The sequence below is a fragment of the Portibacter lacus genome (genome assembly GCF_021533215.1).
In the GTDB taxonomy this organism is placed as follows: domain Bacteria; phylum Bacteroidota; class Bacteroidia; order Chitinophagales; family Saprospiraceae; genus Portibacter; species Portibacter lacus.
Window position 1 is genome coordinate 66,879 of sequence record NZ_JAJNKA010000005.1, and the last position, 19,194, is coordinate 86,072.

At 36.9% G+C, this 19,194-nt stretch carries 14 protein-coding genes; 7 read left to right on the forward strand and 7 right to left on the reverse strand.

Features of this window, described 5'->3' with window-relative positions; all coding sequences use genetic code 11:
• Positions 1 to 71: 71 nt before the first annotated feature.
• The 3 genes from L2586_RS09760 to L2586_RS09770 are packed head-to-tail and all read left to right on the forward strand — an operon-like array spanning position 72 to position 3,082.
• Positions 72 to 1,286 (forward strand): acyl-CoA dehydrogenase family protein, encoded by a 1,215-nt coding sequence (locus L2586_RS09760; RefSeq protein ID WP_235292703.1) that lies wholly within the window; start codon positions 72 to 74, stop codon positions 1,284 to 1,286.
• Positions 1,274 to 2,326 carry a phosphotransferase family protein gene (locus L2586_RS09765; protein WP_235292704.1) on the forward strand — a complete coding sequence of 351 codons (1,053 nt, stop codon included), beginning with the start codon at positions 1,274 to 1,276 and terminating at the stop codon, positions 2,324 to 2,326. The genes L2586_RS09760 and L2586_RS09765 overlap by 13 nt, the downstream gene beginning before the upstream one ends.
• Positions 2,327 to 2,335: 9 nt before the next feature.
• The gene (locus L2586_RS09770) at positions 2,336 to 3,082 is read left to right on the forward strand and encodes an SDR family NAD(P)-dependent oxidoreductase (protein ID WP_235292705.1); all 747 of its coding nucleotides are present in this window, start codon (positions 2,336 to 2,338) and stop codon (positions 3,080 to 3,082) included.
• Positions 3,083 to 3,662: 580 nt separating this feature from the next.
• On the opposite strand, the gene L2586_RS09775 is transcribed toward L2586_RS09770, so the two are convergent.
• Positions 3,663 to 4,277 (reverse strand): MarC family protein, encoded by a 615-nt coding sequence (locus tag L2586_RS09775; RefSeq protein WP_235292706.1) that lies wholly within the window; start codon positions 4,275 to 4,277, stop codon positions 3,663 to 3,665.
• A 348-nt stretch (positions 4,278 to 4,625) separates the two neighbouring features.
• On the opposite strand from L2586_RS09775, the gene L2586_RS09780 reads away from it, so the two are divergent.
• Entirely contained in the window at positions 4,626 to 5,618 is a 993-nt protein-coding gene (locus tag L2586_RS09780; RefSeq protein ID WP_235292707.1) for an NADP-dependent oxidoreductase, read from the forward strand.
• 495 nt (positions 5,619 to 6,113) lie between these two features.
• Here L2586_RS09780 and L2586_RS09785 read toward each other — a convergent pair whose 3' ends face one another.
• Positions 6,114 to 7,781 carry a glycerol-3-phosphate dehydrogenase/oxidase gene (locus L2586_RS09785; RefSeq protein ID WP_235292708.1) on the reverse strand — a complete coding sequence of 556 codons (1,668 nt, stop codon included), beginning with the start codon at positions 7,779 to 7,781 and terminating at the stop codon, positions 6,114 to 6,116.
• A gap of 43 nt (positions 7,782 to 7,824) precedes the next feature.
• On the opposite strand from L2586_RS09785, the gene L2586_RS24650 reads away from it, so the two are divergent.
• Together L2586_RS24650 and L2586_RS09795 are read left to right on the forward strand one after the other, a co-directional pair.
• Entirely contained in the window at positions 7,825 to 8,745 is a 921-nt protein-coding gene (locus tag L2586_RS24650; RefSeq protein ID WP_235292709.1) for a DMT family transporter, read from the forward strand.
• 220 nt (positions 8,746 to 8,965) lie between these two features.
• Positions 8,966 to 10,366, forward strand: coding sequence for a tetratricopeptide repeat protein (locus L2586_RS09795; RefSeq protein WP_235292710.1), 1,401 nt, complete (start codon positions 8,966 to 8,968; stop codon positions 10,364 to 10,366).
• A gap of 399 nt (positions 10,367 to 10,765) precedes the next feature.
• Here the strand turns inward: L2586_RS09795 and L2586_RS09800 are convergent, their stop codons facing one another.
• The 5 genes from L2586_RS09800 to L2586_RS09820 all read right to left on the reverse strand — a co-directional run bounded on the left by L2586_RS09800 (position 10,766) and on the right by L2586_RS09820 (position 18,443).
• The gene (locus L2586_RS09800; RefSeq protein ID WP_235292711.1) at positions 10,766 to 12,556 is read right to left on the reverse strand and encodes a T9SS type A sorting domain-containing protein; all 1,791 of its coding nucleotides are present in this window, start codon (positions 12,554 to 12,556) and stop codon (positions 10,766 to 10,768) included.
• Positions 12,557 to 12,589: 33 nt separating this feature from the next.
• Complete coding sequence (locus L2586_RS09805) at positions 12,590 to 15,616, reverse strand: TonB-dependent receptor (RefSeq protein ID WP_235292712.1); 3,027 nt, start codon at positions 15,614 to 15,616, stop codon at positions 12,590 to 12,592.
• A 332-nt stretch (positions 15,617 to 15,948) separates the two neighbouring features.
• Positions 15,949 to 17,127 (reverse strand): cytochrome-c peroxidase, encoded by a 1,179-nt coding sequence (locus L2586_RS09810; RefSeq protein ID WP_235292713.1) that lies wholly within the window; start codon positions 17,125 to 17,127, stop codon positions 15,949 to 15,951.
• Between the two features lie 59 nt (positions 17,128 to 17,186).
• Positions 17,187 to 17,762 (reverse strand): hypothetical protein, encoded by a 576-nt coding sequence (locus tag L2586_RS09815; protein ID WP_235292714.1) that lies wholly within the window; start codon positions 17,760 to 17,762, stop codon positions 17,187 to 17,189.
• A gap of 3 nt (positions 17,763 to 17,765) precedes the next feature.
• A complete protein-coding gene (locus L2586_RS09820; RefSeq protein ID WP_235292715.1) occupies positions 17,766 to 18,443 on the reverse strand; it encodes a hypothetical protein in 678 nt (225 codons plus the stop codon).
• Between the two features lie 21 nt (positions 18,444 to 18,464).
• On the opposite strand from L2586_RS09820, the gene L2586_RS09825 reads away from it, so the two are divergent.
• Positions 18,465 to 19,142 (forward strand): rhomboid family intramembrane serine protease, encoded by a 678-nt coding sequence (locus L2586_RS09825; protein WP_235292716.1) that lies wholly within the window; start codon positions 18,465 to 18,467, stop codon positions 19,140 to 19,142.
• Positions 19,143 to 19,194 lie beyond the last annotated feature (52 nt).

The following is a 19,194-nucleotide window of genomic DNA, read 5'->3' on the forward strand; positions in this document are numbered from 1 at the left end:
CACATTTGATTTCTACTTGTGAAATTTATGCTTAACCCTTTAACCTCTAATCTATAAACTTTTAACTATTCATGGATTTCGAACACAGTGAAAAAGTAAAAAAATACCAGGCAAAGCTTCAAGCTTTCATGGATGAACATATCTATCCTGTCGAAAGTCAGGTCGCTCAGTTTCATCACGAACATGCTAATGATTGGCAACAATGGCCAGGATTAGATGCCTTAAAAGCAGAAGCTAGGAAGCAAGGGCTGTGGAATTTATTTCTTCCAGCGAGTTATGGTGAATTGAGTCCAGGTCTTACGAATCTAGAATATGCACCACTAGCGGAAATGATGGGACGCGTGCTCTGGTCTTCAGAAGTATTCAATTGCTCTGCACCTGATACTGGAAACATGGAAGTATTTGCTAAATATGGGACTAAAGAACAACAAGAGAAATGGTTAAAGCCATTGATGAAAGGAGAAATTCGATCATCATTTCTGATGACGGAACCACAAGTCGCTTCTTCAGATGCTACGAATATAGAAACATCCATCGTGAAAGATGGAGACCATTATGTTATCAATGGTCATAAAGTATGGTCTTCTGGGGCATTACACCCCAATTCCGAAGTTGCCATTATCATGGGGAAAACCGATCCTAGTGCTGCACGTCACGTTCAGCAATCCATGATCATTGTCCCTATGAATACTAAAGGCCTAGAAATCAAGCGCCCACTAACTGTCTTCGGCTACAATGATTCTCCTGAAGGACATGGAGAAATAATATTAGAAAACGTTCGAGTTCCAGCTGCCAACTTATTGCTAGGAGAAGGACGGGGTTTTGAGATTGCACAGGGAAGACTGGGACCAGGGAGAATTCACCATTGTATGCGATTAATCGGAATGGCCCAAAGAAGCCTTGAATTAATGGCGAAACGTGCCACGGAAAGAAGTACTTTCGGAAAAGTATTCATAGAATATAGTAGTATCAGGCAAGAAATTGCTCTTTCTAAATGTGAAATAGACCAAGCAAGATTACTATGTTTATCGGCAGCGGACAAGATGGATCGTGAAGGAAATAAGGCCGCTAAAGATCAGATCGCAATGATTAAAATTGTGGCTCCGAAAATGGCACTAAAAGTGATCGATCGAGCCATGCAGATTCATGGAGGAATGGGACTAAGTCAAGATTTCCCGATGGCACATTATTTTGCAGCAGCACGGATGCTCCGACTAGCGGACGGTCCTGATGAAGTGCATATGTATCAATTAGGAAAAAGCATCATCAAGAAATGGGCGAAATAAGAACAGTACTTAAAGGTGAAGAAATACCAGAGTCGAAACTTCGAGAAATCTTACAGAAGGCGAATCTCCTCGACGATGTGAATTCTAACATTGACCTACAACAATTTTCAAGTGGCTATTCTAATCTTACCTACCTCATTACCACTGATCAGAAAGAATATGTTCTCAGACGACCACCATTCGGAGCGGTAAAGCGAGGCCACGATATGGGACGCGAGTATAAAGTCCTCAATGCACTTCAAGGACATTTTAAGAAAATCCCGAAAGTTTACTTCTTCGATGAATCTGAATTGCTAGGTGTTCCATTTTATATAATGGAGAAAGTGAATGGTGTAATTGTTCGTAACGAAAAGTTAGTTCCAGAAAGTTATGGTGAAATATCTGATAAATGGCTGGATACGTTTGTAGAACTTCATGCGCTCGATTACAAAGAAGTTGGACTAGAAGATTTCGCTCGTCCTATAGGATATGTAGAAAGACAAGTACGGAATTGGTCCAAGCAATATATCGCTGCTAAAACCAAAGAAGTGAAAGCAGCAGCTGTCGTTATGGATTGGATGGCTGCAAATCAAGTAGAATCTGAAGAACACTGTTTGATTCACAATGATTTCCGTTTCGATAACGTCATTTTCAAGGATGATACTTGGAGTGAGGTGGCAGCAGTATTAGATTGGGAAATGGCCACAATCGGCGATCCGTTAATGGATCTTGGAACGACCTTAGGTTACTGGACAATGGCATCGGATCCTGAATTTTTACAGAAAGGGCTCCCATCTTCTACGGTGTATCCTGGTAACTTATCTCGATCAGAATTGGTCTCAGAATACGCTCGCAGGTCAGGCAGGGAAATTGACCATATCATTTTTTACTACGTATATGGCTTGTTCAAGATTGCCGTTATTGCACAGCAAATCTACTACAGATATAAAAAAGGATTAACCACCGATCCGAAGTTTGCAGGATTAGAAGCGGCATCTGAAGGGTTGTGTATGATGGCTTTGCAAGCGATCGAGAAAAAGAAAATTGAAAACTTATTTTAACTGATTAGAATGGAGAATACTAAGAAAACAGCTGTAATTACTGGCGCGGCATCTGGCTTAGGCCTTGCTATGGCTAATGCATTTGCAGAAGAAGGTTATCAACTTGTACTCGCTGACATCAATGAAACTGGTCTAGAGAAAGTGAAAAATACACTTGGTGAAAATGTCATTACCTCGAGAGTAGATGTTTCTAATTATGAGCAAGTGGAAGGTCTTATAAATTTAGCTGTAGGTCAATTTGGTAGTGTGGATGTGATGATAAATAATGCTGGAATTGGGCCACGAAATTTAGTACCCGTAGCGGAGTATTCTTTTAAGGATTGGGATGATGTGATTGCGGTGAACCAAACAGGAGTGTTTTATGGCATGAAGGCTGCGCTTATTCAAATGCTCAAGCAAGGTCAAGGAAACATCATCAATGTTGCATCATTAGCAGGTCTCAAGGCTTCTCCTAATAATATTAGTTATGCAGCTTCCAAGTTTGCAGTGGTGGGCATGACCAAGTCGGCAGCGATGGAATATGGTCGAAAGAAAATTAGAATCAATGCGATCTGTCCAGGATATTCGCATTCGGCTTTGCTGGATAAAATGTTCAAGTTCAAACCAGAACTAGAGGACGGATTAAAAAACCTTATCCCTTTCCGCAGGTATGGAGAAGCTTCCGAAATTGCGGATGCAGCGATATGGTTGGCATCTGATAAGTCTTCCTATATGACAGGTCAATGTTTAACGCTGGATGGAGGATTGTCGCTATAAGTTACTATGAAATTGTTCATGTAGAACCACTGATCGTCTCACCTCCAGTTGAGCCTATCAATGTGGTGTGAATTAAAAATCATACTTTAAACTTAACAATGCCGGTACGCTGTACCTTGATTTCACTTTGTAGGACAAGTTACAAACAATGTCGGTACGCTGTACCTTGTATCATGCATCATGCTTCGAATCCACAATATTCATTGGTTTCCGCTGGTAAGCGGATAGACTACTTCAGGAGATTCTATGAAATTGTATGGTGTAGAACCACTGATCGTCTCACTTTCAGTTGAGCCTATCAATGTGGTTCGGCTGTGAGATCAAACTCTGATCACAAAGACTATTTAACCTGATGGTAATAATGTGCCGTAGGTACATCATCTTTGTAGCTCATAAAACACGATAATCTATAAGCTCCGTAGGTGCGACACCTGATTCGAAGCAGGTTATGTAACATTGCTAATTCTCTGCATACCTTATGCTTCGAATCCACAATATTCATAGGCTTCCGCTTGTAAGCGGATAGACTACTTCAGGTGATTCTATGAAATTGTTAATGTAGAACCACTGTTCCTTAAGCTTATAAACTACTTATAAAAGTATTAATGTATTCACTGATTCCATCTAGCAACATCTGGACAGCCATGATAAGAAGCAACATTCCCATTAATTTCTCTAATGCGACCAACCCTTTCTTTCGTAGTAATCTAAAAAACAAAGGAGAGGATAGTAAAATTGTTGCAGTGATTGCCCAAGCAATTAGGACAGCGAAAAACAACCCACTCAAGTGTCCTTCATGATTATTCGCCATAACCATTAAAGTAGCTAAAGCAGATGGGCCGGCGACCATAGGCATGGCAATCGGAACAATAAATGGCTCGCCAGTAGATGCAAAAATACTGCTCCCGTCTGCGGCTGGAAATATCAACTTAAGCGCTATGATTAAAAAGATCAATCCACCAGCTATAGAAACAGATGATGTTTCTAGATGAAATAAGTTTAGAAATCCACGTCCTGCAAAAAGGAATAATAACAAAATTACAAGCCCTATGAGCATTTCTCGTATGATAATGCGTCTGTGTTTCTTACGATCTATATCTTTAAGAATCGTTAGCAATAATGGAACATTTCCGAACGGATCCAGAATAAATGTTAAAACTAATGCTGTCGATAATATTGAAAATCCAGTCTCCATATTTTCTTCATTTTTAAAAAGCCCGCAAACATAGAACTATTAAACGGGGGAAAATAACAAAGTCGTTGTTATTTTACTGTTAAGATTGGGAAGGCAAGAAAAAATCTTCATGGTCTTGTATGTAGCGAGGCTATGAAGTTTTTTGGTGAATGGCTATTTGCCGATTTTGTAGCTTGCATTTTACTAACCATGATATTGATAGCCTGACTGCATGTCAGACCATCAAATCAATTGGTGTTATCGCAAAAAGTGCAACATCAATATTTTCAAATAGATTAAGAAGCGATATGCAAAACAATAAAGTTAAAACCGTGTTTTAATGATCTCAATTAAAAACAGAAATAACAAATGAATAAACAACAGATATTAAGAAATAGACCTCACGGATTGCCGGATGAAAATACTTGGGAATTAATTGAAACAGAAACGCCGACAATAGGTGAAAACGAAATTTTAGTTAAAAATAAATATATTTCCCTTGATCCAGCGATGAGAGGATGGATGAATGATGCGAAGTCTTATCTTCCCCCTGTGCAGATAGATGATGTAATGCGAGCATTGACTGTAGGAGAAGTAGTTGAATCCAAAAATGATAAATTCAAAAAAGGAGATTTCGTTTGTGGAACTGGTGGAGTTCAAGAGTATACCGCAACAGATGGAAGAGGTTTCTATAAAGTTGATCCTAATTTAGCGCCGCTTGAAACATATACTGGAACCATAGGAATGCCCGGCCTAACAGCTTATTTTGGTTTACTAGAAGTAGGAGCACTTAAAGAAGGAGAAACAGTATTGGTTTCTGGTGCAGCTGGAGCAGTGGGAAGTGTTGTTGGTCAAATTGCGAAAATTAAGAATTGTAAAGTAGTTGGTATCGCTGGAGGAGCAGAGAAATGTGCATACTTAGTGGATGAACTAGGTTTCGATCACGCGATAGATTACAAGAACGAAAAAGTCGTTCATAAAATACATGAATACTGTCCTGATGGTGTAGATGTTTATTTTGATAATGTGGGAGGAGAGATTCTAGATGCAGCATTAACAGCGATAAATAAGAACGCAAGAGTAGTAATCTGTGGAGCAATTAGTCAGTACAATGCTACTGAAAAACCAAAAGGTCCAGCAAATTACTTGTCTTTATTGGTTAATCGTGCCCGAATGGAAGGCTTTATAATCATTGATTATGCTAAAAGATATCAAGAAGGCCTAAGTCAGATGGGACAATGGGTTGCTGAAGGAAAAATCAAACCAAAAGAAACCGTTTTCGAAGGAATTGAGAATTTCAGGGAAATATTCTTGAAGTTGTTTTCTGGAGATAAGAAAGGGAAATTGGTGCTAAAAGTATAGAAAAGTAGCTTTTAGGTTTTCACAATTCATCTTTGGATAATATAGAAATAATTAGAATTAAATGGCATGAGAATTTTCCTTTTCTCATGCTATTTTTTTTGACGCTCAAAAACCTATAGTAGAACCCTCTTGATAGGATCTTAAATTTTAATTCATCTCTTGCAGATTTAAGCCATCTTAATCAGGCCTTTCCATTGACCTTAAAAATAAGATGCTACAACCCAAATAATCGATAAAATACCAGAACCAATCGCAATTGCTCTGAACGCAATGAAACCTGATCGGTTGTTTCGAAAAACAATCATGCCTATAATCGAAGATACTAACATTGAAATTATATAAATCGCTATTACCGTCAACCAATACAACAAGTCTCCCAACGAAGTTAAGATCGCCGCAATTATGTTCTTCGCATTCGATGAGCTAGGTTCAAAAAAGACATAGGAAAACAGAAAATACAAGACCGTAAAAATAAAATAAGCAAGAAAGATTTTTTTAGCTAAACTCTTCATCATAATAAGTCGTCGCGTCCTGAATGAGCATGTTGATATTCTCTGTCTCTTGGGCAACCCTCTCTTCCGACCACGCATATTTCTCTGCCATTAATTTCACAACCTCCTCTTTATAGTCAATAACACTTTTAATATTAAAATATAACCTTCCCGTGCGCCTTACGAAGAAGTCCTCTACGGTCATGGTCTGCTCTTTTGTAATACAATGATTCACCTCCGCAAAAATCAGTTCTTGCTCTGAAATGGTTCCATTCTCTCCTTTGGCTTCATTGATTATATCAAGGCAATCCTTGCCATAATTGGTGACAATATACCAGGCATAGTAAGGATTGATTCCTTCCGACACGAACTCATCAGAGAGCTTTTTAATATAATCAGTAACTTCTTTATTGGACTTAAATGGAGCATTCGTTAATCCGATCGTTTTTGTTTTAGCATCTGAAAACTCAATACCTTTTTCATCTTTCAGCAAATCAGCAATTAGATCTATCACCTTCTCCGCCATTTTTCGATATCCAGTCAACTTTCCTCCGGCTATAGAAATCAGACCATTTTCCGACTGAAAAATTTCGTCTTTTCGAGAAAGTTCAGAAGGTGACTTTCCGTCCTCATGAATAAGTGGTCTCAATCCTGACCAGTTAGATTCTACATCATCCTCTGTAAGATTAACATCGGGAAACGCTCCATTGACAGCATTTATAAGATATTCACGATCCGCCTTAGTCGCAACAATTCGATTCAGATCTCCAGTATAATTCGTATCCGTAGTTCCCACATAAGTTGCTCGGCCTCTAGGAATCGCAAATATCATGCGTCCGTCAGGCACATCGAAGTATACAGAATGGTTTAGTGGTAATTTCTCATGTGGAAAAACTAAGTGAACACCCTTCGTCAAGTGCAACCTCTTACCTTTCAGTGATTCATTCATTTTTCGCAAGGTATCCACCCAAGGGCCAGCCGCTGAAACAACTTTACTTGCTTTAATATGATATGTTTCTCCGTTCAGTCGATCCTTGGCAATAACGCCTTGAATCACATCTTCTTCTATAAAGTCAACAACTTCACAATAATTCAATGCTACAGCTCCAAAACTCACCGCTTTCTTTATCAACTCGATAGTAAGTCTTGCATCATCTGTTCGGTATTCTGCATAATAACCTGCTGACTTTAGAATTTTCTCATCTAATAATGGCTCTTTTTCTAGCGCTTCTTCCTTAGTCAACATCACCCGCTTATCCTTCCCTGAAACTCCAGCTAAAAAATCATATACCCAAAGTCCGAAGGATGCTGAATATTTTCCGAAAGTCCCATCTTCTACAATAGGCAACAACATCTTCTCTGGCAATGCCAAATGCGGAGCAAGTTTGTTCAATACTGCTCGCTCTTGGCCTGTTTCTCGAACTAAACCAACATCGAACTGCTTCAAGTAGCGCAATCCTCCATGAATTAGCTTGGTCGATTTCGAACTTGTTCCAGATGCAAAATCTTTCTTTTCCACCAGTCCTACTTTTAATCCTCTACTAGCAGCATCAAGTGCAATCCCGCAACCTGTTACACCACCACCAATGATTAAAAGATCAAATGATTCATTATTTAATGATTCTACAATATCTTGCCGACTTAAACCGGAGAAAGGAGCCTTTTCCATCATTATTATTTATTAGATACTAAATTAACGTAGAAAGCTGAATTAAGTGCCAACTAGCCCAAAAACATTTACAATTAAAACGTTAAAAGCGCATCTTGCCCTAATCGGTGTCGCCATTTTCTATAGTGGAAACTTCATCGTTGCTCAAGATGTGATGGTTGGGAATTTTATTCCTCCAGTAGCACTCGTCTTCTTTAGAGTATTCGGTGCTGGCATTCTTTTCTGGATATTTCACAGTATTTTCATTAAAGAAAAGATTCAACGAAAGGACATTCCATACTTTATTTTATGTTCGGCAATCGGAATTGTTCTCGCGATGTATACCTTTCTGATTGGTCTAGAAAAAACACCTACGATTAATGCATCTCTGATCATCAGTACAACACCAATCATCGTCGCCATTTTTTCAGTTTTCATCCTAAAAGAAAAATTAACAACAAGCAAAATCATCGGTTTGCTTCTAGCTGGAATCGGAACAGCCATACTGCTCTCCGCTAAGGGAAAGTTTGAATTGCACAAAGACTACATTTTCGGAAATTCACTAGTTTTCTTGAACGCAATCGTCTATGGTCTCTACCTTGTGCTTATAAAGCCAATGCTAAAAAAGTACCATCCATTAACAGTTATAAAATGGGTATTTACATTTGCTTCACCTGCTATTTTATTAATATCCTTTCCTGAACTGAAGGAAATCAATTGGCAAGGATTCTCAGGATATGCTTGGTTCGGATTATGCTATGTAATCCTATTTGCTACCTTTTGCACCTATGCACTGAATGCATATGCGATTAAGATTTTAAGTCCTGTTATTGCAGGATTGTATTTATATCTGCAACCATTTCTAACCACCATTCTTTCTATCTCATTTTCGAAAGACCAATTAACAACAACAAAAGTCATCGCAGGAATTTTCATTCTTACAGGTCTCTTTTTTGCAATTAGAAAAACTTTTCCACGAAACACTTAAGTTAAATCGTAATGTATAGGTATGTGGCTTATAAACAATTAAGGTCGGATATTTTACGAAAAAGACATTTAACTAAAGTTTAATAGATTGATTTTCAGATGCTTATCAGAATCGGACTAGATATGTAAATGTGGATAAAAAATGTAGTTAATAAATTTTCTTGGTTGCATTTTTATTTATATTTACCACCTGTTAAATTATAATCCAGCAGAAGAGAACAATGGAACATAGAACGAAACGAGACCATAGACTGATACATCTTGTCACTGAGTTTGAGGCCATGTCAGAAACTGGGAATCTGACTTACCTTGACGAGAAGACGTATTATCAGCTGATCAACTACTACGAAGATGAATGCCTTATCGATAAGGCATTAGAAGTCGTGAACATGGCATTAGACCAGTTTCAGTACAGAGCTGAATTTTATATCACGAAAGCTAAGCTTTTAATCAGAGACCAAAAGATATCCAAAGCCCTAGAAATTATAGAGAAAGCAGAAAATATTTCTCCTTTTGAAAATGAAATCATTATTCTGAAAGCGAGATGTATCGGCGGAGAGAAAGGATTAAAGATGCTTGAACCCATTAAGTTATACGCTGGGAATGCTGAATTGATCGAAATTTACATTTGTGAATCGCATATCTACGAGAAGTCAAAACAATACAAGAAAATGTTTTTGACCTTGAAAGAGATCATCAAGTTATCTCCAGATCATTCCGTAGCATTAGAGCGAATTTTCATTTGCGTAGATCTTGCTAAGAATTTCGAAGAAAGTATAGAATATCACCAAGCTTTATTAGAAAACAATCCTTATAATTTCTTAGCGTGGTATAATTTAGGACATGCATTTGCTTGTACAGGAGAATATGAAAAAGCTATTTCAGCAATGGAATACAGCTTTATCATCAATAAAAATTTTGAATTAGCTTATTTAGATTGTGCTGATATCTGTGTTCAGGTATGCAATTATTCTAAGGCGCTTACGATTTTCGAAGAGGCGAATAGTTACTTCGGACCGGACAGTGAAATCTTACTTCAGATCGCACAATGCCACTTGAAGTTAGAAAATTTACTCTCGGCAAAAGCGAATTTGTTTTCAGCATTGAGACTTGATACATACAATGACGAAATTTATTTTTATTTAGGTCAATGTTATCTTAAGGAAAAATCATTGCATTCAGCTATAAGTGCATTTAACAAGGCGATCAACTTAGAGTCTGATAGAGAAGAATACTATGAAAGTTTAGCTCAAGCCTATGTTCAATTAGGAGACAATGCGAACGCGGTTATCTATTATGAGATGGCAACAGAAATTGCACCTGAGCAAGAACACTTGTGGTACCAATATGCAAGTTTACTCGTAAAGTTAGATAGAATAGATGATGCATTAGACGTTTTGGACAATGCAGAACTAGACGCTGTAGGACCAGAGTTGCTTTACTGTAGAGCAGTTTGTCTTAGTTTAATCGGTCGTAAAAAGGAAGCTTTAGTTATACTTGATGAAGCCTTAATCGACAACTTCGAAATGCACAATAAATTATTCGAGCTTGACCCATCGTTAAAGTTTGACAAAGATATACTCTCGATTATCCATTATTATGAGGGAGAACCAAAGATGTAAGAGAATCCTCTTTAACTAGGGGTAAAACTCAATCTTTATTACCAAAATTCGATAGCCTTCTGCAAACAGAAGGCTATTTTTATGTAATGGACTTTACTTACTTACCAATAAAAGAAAAGTGTCTCGCAGAGGCGCTAAGCACGCAAAGTTATAAGTGAAGAACTTACCTCCTTTCTAGCTTCTACCAACTTCCATATCAAGGTGATTTTCATTTCTTAACCTAAATCCAAAAAATTCTCTGCGACCTCAGCGGCTCTGCGAGATAATACTTGTATCGTGCAAGCATCCTAAAATGCTTCACATTAATATGCAATAGAAAAAATTGACATAAAAAAAACCACCCCTTACATTACATAAGAGGTGGCCTGTTTAACTACTGAAGGAATTATCCAACAGCTCTTATCTAACTACCATTTTCTTTGTTTGCTTGAAATCTCCAGCTTCTAATGTGTATAAGTATATACCTGAAGCAAGGTTCGTATTCTCTAAAGAATATACGTGCGTTCCTGCACTTAATTTTTGATTCACAAAAGTATGGATCAATCTACCATTAAGGTCAGAAAGTGTAAGCTTCACATTCGAAGTTTTAACAAGGTTGAACTCAACATTCGTTGCAACATCAAATGGATTCGGAGTATTCTGAGCTAATTCTGGCTGAGCTTCTCCCAATTTAGAGTTTTCAACAGAAGAGATTCCTAATACTGCATCAGCATATCTACTTTCGATTGCTGCTCTAGAAGCAGCAGGGTCGAAATTATCTATTTCATCACTCCAGTGTAACGCTCCGATGGTATGACCATCCGTTTTTGATACAAAAGAAGATCCTATCTGGAAATTCTCATTCAAGTCATAAAAGTTCACAATACCATCTCCATCTTCTGTCTTTTCACCAGGAACAGTTAAAGGGTCAGTATCACCGAAGTAGAATCCGCTCATATCAGGAGTTCTCGTTTCTTCCGCTACAGCATATTGTAGTCTATTCCATATTGCAAATTGCTCTACATCATCAGCTGACATTGCTTCGGTAGCTAATTCAGGGTCTGTTCCAAGGATGTTGTTTTCTTCTACGATGTTATCATAATTAGCATAAAATGCAATTGCTCTTTCATTCATCCATGGTGTCGGAACATTTACTTTGTGTGGGCCGTCTGCTCCACTCCACGTGATGTAAGAAACAGGATAGTCTCCTATATCATTAAATCCACCATTGTAATACGCCCCTAATTCATCTTGATTAAAGTAGATGTTATCTGCAGTGTAGATTTTATAGTTGTTGATATCAGAAACTTCATCCGTCAATGTGTTTTCATCTACTCTTGCCCAAGCTGGAACCAAAATAGATGCCTCTATGGTATCTAATCCAACAATACAAGTAGGAATGTTATCTGGCTCAAGTGCAATAAGATTTGTATCCTCACCTTTCAATTGATTGTTATAAAATAAGTTGTTCGTAAAATAAGCTTCTAAGTAGTAGTTATTCAAGATAACGTGAGCAACATTGTTGATAAATGAGTTGTGATTAAACAAAGCATATTTACACATTGCTTCTTGCTGTAGAATTGCCATTCCACTACCTACAACCGTATTGTTTTCGAATGTTAAGCTATCGATAGGAACTTTAGCTTCTACTACTCTGTAAGCCCACCATTGGTTTTCCCAGAACATGTTTCTGAAGTAGTTGTTTCTCATCTCTATAACTAAACCATCAGTTACCGCATTCGCGAAGAAAAAACCAAATTCAGCAAATTCAAAAAGAGAATTAGACACTTTTAATTTTCTATTCAAACCTTGCAATTCGAACGTAAATTGTGTAATACCGCCTTGGTCATTCATGTTTTGGATGTGCACATTATCTATAGTAAGATTACTGTTAATAATGCTATTAGATGGTCCGATATCAGCTGTAGTAATCGGAATAATAACAGGTTTTTTGCCTCCTTTTGCTCCTACAATTGTGATGGTACCATCTGGGTTATCCACATTAATGGCAGATTTCTGAAAGTGGAAACCAGGCATTAATCTATATACTCGATTAGGATTTAATCGAAGCGTATCCGCGTCTATATCATTGTTGATAGTCGTTTCAAGCAGACCAGCGTTTTCTGGCCCAGAAGCGATATCTAGGGTGTCTTGCGACCAGGCGAATCCGCTCAGAAGCATAAATAAAAGTAATGTAAAAACTTGTTTCATGTTATAAAGATTTTGTTGTTAATAAGTAAACTTTTAATAATTATATCGTAACCCAAATTGGATTCTTCTACCATATTGTTCACTACTTGTAGGTAGTGGATCTTGATCTATGTATTCTACGAAATAATCATCGATGTGATTTAGAATATTTGTAGCATTAGCATAAATGGAAAGTCTTTCTGTTATATTCTGTTTCAAGCTTAAATCGACTAAAACGAAGTCATCATAGTATGACTCACTTAAGGCCAGTCGAGTATCGATTCCTGTGATCGATCTTTCCTGGTATCTAAAAGATAACCTTGAGCTGAATCCTTTGATGTCATAACCTAGAATTACATTGACGATCTTGTTCGGTTGGTCAGCGAACCTTCCTTCTCTAGTCTTGTATTCGAAACCAATAATGTCCTTTGGGAAAAAACCTGACGAATCTACACCAACTACGGCTTCGTCAAAGTATGGATAATGAGTACTTGACGTTAAGAATGTTGCATTCACATCAAGGACGAAACCTTTAAGGAAATTAGACAAGTACCAGAAATTCGTTTGCCATGAAACCTCTATTCCCTTATAAGAAGACTTCTCTAAATTGTTAAAAGCAATATTTGTTCTTGCTACCGGCTCTAGTTCATCATATGGATAAAGTTCCTCTCCCGGTAAACCATCTAAGAATGTACTTGGAGCGTTAATGATTCTATCATTCCTTAATGGGAAGTAGTTGTTCATTGTAAAGATGAATCCTGTTACTTCTTTATAAAATGCATTCACTGTGAAAAGACCAATTTTATTACCATATACTGCCAATCCAAGATCGTAGTTATAAGCTGTCGAAGGTTTCAGGTATGGATTTCCTGAGGTAAACGCTGATGTAGAGTACTCTGGAATAATAACCAATGGAGAAAGCCTTCTGAAATCAGGTCTGGACGTACTTCTATAAGCTGCAGCCTGTAGAAAACTCCAATCGTTAATTTTATACTTCATATTCAATGAAGGGAATAGAAACTCATTCATCCGATCTGCAGATGTTGGCCTAGGAACACCTTTTATTCCACTTACACTACCACTTTGGGTGAAAAGCAGATAGGATTGATAACTTGTTGCTTCTCTTTCATACCTCAATCCAGGTAAAATCATAAGCTTCTTCCATAGATTAAATTCAACCATTGCAAAACCTGCATAGGACTCTTCTCTATTTGTATAATCCTTGTAGAAATTACTATAGCCACCTTTCTGAAAGGATTTTTCACTGTTGTCCTTGAAGTCTTTATGCATTTCAGACAACATATTGATATCCGCTGACCATCCTAAGTTATATCTTCCATCAAGAAAAACACCTGGATCATAATTAGGATCTAGAAAGTTTATAGCTTCTAAACCACGCTGAGCACCAAGGTTAGTTTCAATCCAAGGATAAAGCGCTATTAATGCTTCTTTCCTAGACCTTCCGATTCCATATTGATAATCTACAAAGTCTTCATCTTGTCCACTATCTCTTGTTAGTAAGTGATACTTTCCACCGACAGTGATCACTCCAGAAAAATTCTTATTTAATTCAAATGGGATTTCATAGTTTAAAAGAATATCTCTATTAATGTCTTTTAATGTAGAGGTGCTTAATGAAGCACCTTGGAAATAGGTAGAATTAACATCAATATTCTGAAAACTATTTAATACTTCAGCTGGGTGTCTAAAGATTAAATAATCCTGATTGATTGGATCAGCACCATCATCTAATTGCAAGAAATCAAAGCTTGTGCTTGGAGAAGTACTATTCGCAATGCTAGTTGATAGTGTAAGATTAAGATTCGTACCTAGAAACTTATACTTCGTCTGAAGTGAGTTAATGGTAAAGTTTGTATTATTTCTATACTCTCCTACATTCTGACGATAAGGCTCATTAGGACTTGTGAAAGTAAAGCTGTTCGTTCTATTCGTGCTTTCATCAATTTTTCTATTGTACAATGAAAAATATTTCACTTCGAAGAAGTCAGAATCATAATCCAGTACTAGCGTCGCTCCATTTCTAGACCTTTGGGTATTCTGATCAGTTAATGTTGCACCGAGAGTTCTGAATTTATATGACTCTTCCCCTGTAAGATTACCTTCTGAATCTAGCACTTGAGAAAGAATGGCTCCACTATAACTACCACCGAATCTGTGAGATGGCAGCTGCTTCGTCTCTGAGGTCAATTGCAATCTTGCACCTATTTTGTTTTTGAAGAAACGATTACTTACCGCTCCTACCACTTTGTAATTATTAAAGGAAGAACCTAGGAAATTATAGCCTCCTTCCACATTGGTATTAAATTTCAGACCTTCGGATGCACTTCTGAGTTTAAGATTAATCGTTCCACCGATTGCATCTGCATCCATATCTGCTCTAAGACTTTTAGATACTTCTACTCCTGAAAGCATTTCACCTTGAATAAGATTCAAATCCACACTTCTATCATAATCATTCGTCGAAGGCATTTTTATCCCTTCTATACTAACATTACTATATTTCGGTGAAAGTCCTCTTACAATTACCTTGTTAGCTTCTCCTGAAGAACGGGAAACCGATATCCCTGGAAGTCTTCCGATAGATTCCGCAGCATTAGCATCCGGTAGTTCTTCCATTTTTTCTGCGGAGATAACATTCACAATCTTATTAGAAGCTAGCTGCTCATTGATCGCAGATATCTGCCCACTTGCTTGAGCTGAAATCGTTACCGCCTCGAGTAGTGTGCCGAAAGTTAATTCAACATCTATCGTAATTTTTTCTCCATCTTGAATTTGGATTTCTTGTCTGACATCTGTATAACCCAGATAGGAAACGACTAATGTATAATTACCTTCAGGTGCAAATAAAGTATAGTTTCCTTCTAGATCCGTAGTCGTTCCAATAGAGGTCGAATCAAGAGAAACATTCGCAAATGCTAGAGACTCACCAGTACTTGCATCTGTTATTTTTCCAGAGATAATTCCATTTGCAAAGGAGTCCGCCCCTATTAATGTTATTGAAATAAAGGATAGGCTCAGGATAAATAATGACGTCCTTAATGTAGTGTAGATTTTTTCCATATATATGTGTTACAAAGTGTTTGATATTAGTATACCCTTTTGTCCAGCGCAATGGCTTTACAATCCTTTACAACATCATAGAATATGTTAATCTGAGAACTTGTGATATTCACTCCCCTCTTAAACTTGTGCGCGTACACAGTAGCCCGTAGCATTGATGCTACTTAATCTTTAAATAAGCTGTCTTAGCAAATATATTACCGCATTAATTTAAGTGAACTATACATCTTTCATGGTGTTAAAAGGCAAAAGTTTTTCAATAATTTTTTGGTTCTTTAAAAGTTTATTTATGTCGCAATTACTATTTTAATGATTTGGGTTGCGTTAGATTTTTATCTAACAAATGGATCCGAAAATCTCTCTGCTTGTACAAAGTCTTCATCGCTTAAAGTGTTCAGAAATGCGACCAAAGCAGCTTTATCATTCTGATCAAACTTTAACAATCTAACTTGATCTCCCTGTACGAATTTGTCATCTAGATTCTGATGTAACTTCATATTATCACTGTAGTGATCGACCACCTCCTCTAAGGTCTCGAATCTACCATCGTGCATGTATGGTCCAGTTAGACCTATATTTCTTAACGTTGGAATTTTGAATTGACCATTACTGAATCCGTTATCAGCATAAACGATATCTAATCCGATATTAGCAGTACCCATGATCTCAGGTCCAGCATATTCACTATTCCCAAATGAGTTGTCTTGTTGATTGATAAAACTATTACTAATAGAAGATCCACCACCGTTTCCGTCTGGCGCACTAAAGTTTATTCCTTTGTGACAAGTAGAACATTTCGCATGGTCGCTGAAAAAGATATCTTTTCCTCTCAATTCTAGTTCAGAATAATTAGAAAAGCCACTTTCAGATCCTTTATCAAACTTTGAATCCATGGAAACCATTGACCTCAAAAACTGTGACAATGCTTCTACAACAAGTTGTTCCGTAAACTCTTCTGCTTGAAAAGCTTCTTCCACTAAAGGTTTATAATATTCAACTGAATTTAATTTTTTAACGAGTTGTTCCATACTCTCCATTCCCATTTCGATATGGTTCTGGATTGGTTCTCTAATAAGGTTTTCTATACTATTAGAACGAGAATCCCAGAATAAGCTATTATTCACCACAGGATTAACGATTGCCATACTATTTCTTGGCGTTACTTTATTTTCGAAACCTACACTTAAGGCCTTATTATCTGCGAAAGCACTTTTTTGATCATGACAAGAAGCACATGAAACTCTATTATTCAATGAAAGTTGCGTGTCATAGAATAGGACTCTCCCTAGCTTAGCACCTTCATTGGTTACGCCGCTATTTCTTAAAAGTTGTGGAACTTGTCGAGAGGATTCACTTAATGAACTTGCATAATTAGCGTTTATGTAATCAAGGTTTTCGGTAGGAAGATTTAACTGGATATCCTTTTTATAAACCTGAATATCTTTCTGACAACTGGTGAGTACCAATGCCAGAGTTATGATCACAAAGCTTGTAAACTTAAATTTTTCCATAGTCATCATCTTTTAAATCTATAGTTATAACGTGTAACTGGAGATTTATTTTAACTAAATTAGAATTTATAATTTAAAAAAATAGAAATAGGGGGAATAATTGTTGCATTAAATATGCTAGATGTACCTCCTACAACTCCCACAAAGCCAATTCCTTCGGTGCTCAAACTCAAATTTTCAAAAATTAAATATTCTATTCCCAGACCCAAACCGATCCCCGCTCCTGCATTCTCTGTATCCGTGAAGTCATTAATGGGAGAATTAAAATTTCCAGCCATTAGCATTAAATCAAAGGTTTGATAAAAAATAAACTTTTCATTTACTTCATTTCTCCGTTCGAAACCCAGCCGGATATTAACATTTAAAATATCGGTCCCACTATTATTAAAATCATCGTCTGACAGTATGTGCATTCCGATACCCATTCGAAAAGCATTCTTATCCTTAATAAATTTCATGGTCGCAGCATAAGGGCCCGTTTTATTTGTAATTTGTTTAAATGGGACCAATTGATTTACAAGTCCCGTCATATTCATTCCAAACTCAGTTATTAACTCAGACGAGTCATCATCACTCTGGGAAAACACAGATGATGAAAAAATAAACATTGCGATATAGATGACTAGTTTCTTCATTGTTTAAAATCTAACCATGATATATAAATGGATCGGAACTGAAATATTCGCCTGAAATTCAGAGGTCTGTCGAGTTGCATTGTTTTCAGGGCTAAATTTAAAAGTTTCCTTTTCTGTCTTTATATTATAAATACCATAAAAATTCCCTTCTGTTCCTAAATAAATGTACTTGTTAATATAATATTCGAACCCATAGACTGGACCTCCTCCGACACCTATTGTATTCGAAGAAAGATTGGTTATATCTATATCATTACTAAAAGTACTTTCTTCGTTATTCATAGATGAAACCAAGTCAATCCCATAAAAAAAACCAAATCGATTCCCCAGGTACTTCTTCCTTTCATACCCAACTCTTGCCCGAACTTGAAAATTGTTAAATATGACTTGTTCTACATCTGTCAATGTTTCATCCGAATTCTTTAAGTTAAAACCAACACCGATACGAAGTGCACCTTTTTTCCGATTAACTTTTGCTACAAATGGGAAGGTTTCTATACTTGCATTGCTATTAGAATTGCCGATAAAACTGGTAAGAACATTTGTAATGTTTAGACCAATGTCTGAAGTCTGAGGAAACGTAAATTTATCCTGTGCTGATAACGTTCTAGTCATTAGCAAAGAACACAAGACCACCAAACTATAAATTTTCCACTTTTTATACATTAATGTAAATATCATAAAATTTAATAAATTACATCTATGATTTTTCCAATAGGTGATGAAAACGTAAAAGGTGGGCACCCACCTATTTTCAGTTATGGCTTTATTGTCGTCAATTTAATTGTATTCATCTTTCAGTTAACGATGGACGGTGATGAATTAAGACAATTCTTTTTCACTTTTGGATCCATTCCTAAGGTTGTCCTTAACGGTGATAATTATTTTAGTCTTTTCTCTAGTATGTTTCTGCACAGTGGTCTGATGCACATCATAGGTAACATGATCTTTCTCTGGGTTTTCGCAGATAATATAGAAGCTGTTATTGGAAATGCGAATTTCTTACTCTTTTATCTTTTAGGTGGATTATTTGCAAGTGCTGGGCACATCCTTTTTAATATCGATTCTAATATACCAAGCGTAGGAGCAAGTGGAGCGATTTCCGCAGTATTGGGCGCATATATTGTACTTTTTCCAAAGTCTCGAATCAAAGTACTTTTTTTTATTAAAATCTTTTATGTCTCGGCATTTCTCTTTTTAGGATTTTGGATAATTCAACAAGTAATTTCTGGGTTTTCAAATATGGGTCCTGAAACGGCACAATCATCAGGTGTCGCTTGGTGGGCACACATCGGTGGATTCGTTTTCGGTGTTGCAGCTGGATTTTTCTTCAAGAAAAGAGGATACATGAACAAGGTGGAGTATAATCCAAAAGCATGATTAATTAATTAATAATACCAGATTAGGTGAGTTTTAAATTAATTTTTAATAA

What these genes read in the sequence shown, in the direction of transcription:
- L2586_RS09760 (WP_235292703.1), top strand. Translation starts at nt 72, where the DNA reads ATGGATTTCGAACACAGTGAAAAAGTAAAAAAATACCAGGCAAAGCTT.
- L2586_RS09765 (WP_235292704.1), top strand. Translation starts at nt 1,274, where the DNA reads ATGGGCGAAATAAGAACAGTACTTAAAGGTGAAGAAATACCAGAGTCG.
- L2586_RS09770 (WP_235292705.1), top strand. Translation starts at nt 2,336, where the DNA reads ATGGAGAATACTAAGAAAACAGCTGTAATTACTGGCGCGGCATCTGGC.
- L2586_RS09775 (WP_235292706.1), bottom strand. Translation starts at nt 4,277, where the DNA reads ATGGAGACTGGATTTTCAATATTATCGACAGCATTAGTTTTAACATTT.
- L2586_RS09780 (WP_235292707.1), top strand. Translation starts at nt 4,626, where the DNA reads ATGAATAAACAACAGATATTAAGAAATAGACCTCACGGATTGCCGGAT.
- L2586_RS09785 (WP_235292708.1), bottom strand. Translation starts at nt 7,781, where the DNA reads ATGATGGAAAAGGCTCCTTTCTCCGGTTTAAGTCGGCAAGATATTGTA.
- L2586_RS09795 (WP_235292710.1), top strand. Translation starts at nt 8,966, where the DNA reads ATGGAACATAGAACGAAACGAGACCATAGACTGATACATCTTGTCACT.
- L2586_RS09800 (WP_235292711.1), bottom strand. Translation starts at nt 12,556, where the DNA reads ATGAAACAAGTTTTTACATTACTTTTATTTATGCTTCTGAGCGGATTC.
- L2586_RS09805 (WP_235292712.1), bottom strand. Translation starts at nt 15,616, where the DNA reads ATGGAAAAAATCTACACTACATTAAGGACGTCATTATTTATCCTGAGC.
- L2586_RS09810 (WP_235292713.1), bottom strand. Translation starts at nt 17,127, where the DNA reads ATGGAAAAATTTAAGTTTACAAGCTTTGTGATCATAACTCTGGCATTG.
- L2586_RS09815 (WP_235292714.1), bottom strand. Translation starts at nt 17,762, where the DNA reads ATGAAGAAACTAGTCATCTATATCGCAATGTTTATTTTTTCATCATCT.
- L2586_RS09820 (WP_235292715.1), bottom strand. Translation starts at nt 18,443, where the DNA reads ATGATATTTACATTAATGTATAAAAAGTGGAAAATTTATAGTTTGGTG.
- L2586_RS09825 (WP_235292716.1), top strand. Translation starts at nt 18,465, where the DNA reads ATGATTTTTCCAATAGGTGATGAAAACGTAAAAGGTGGGCACCCACCT.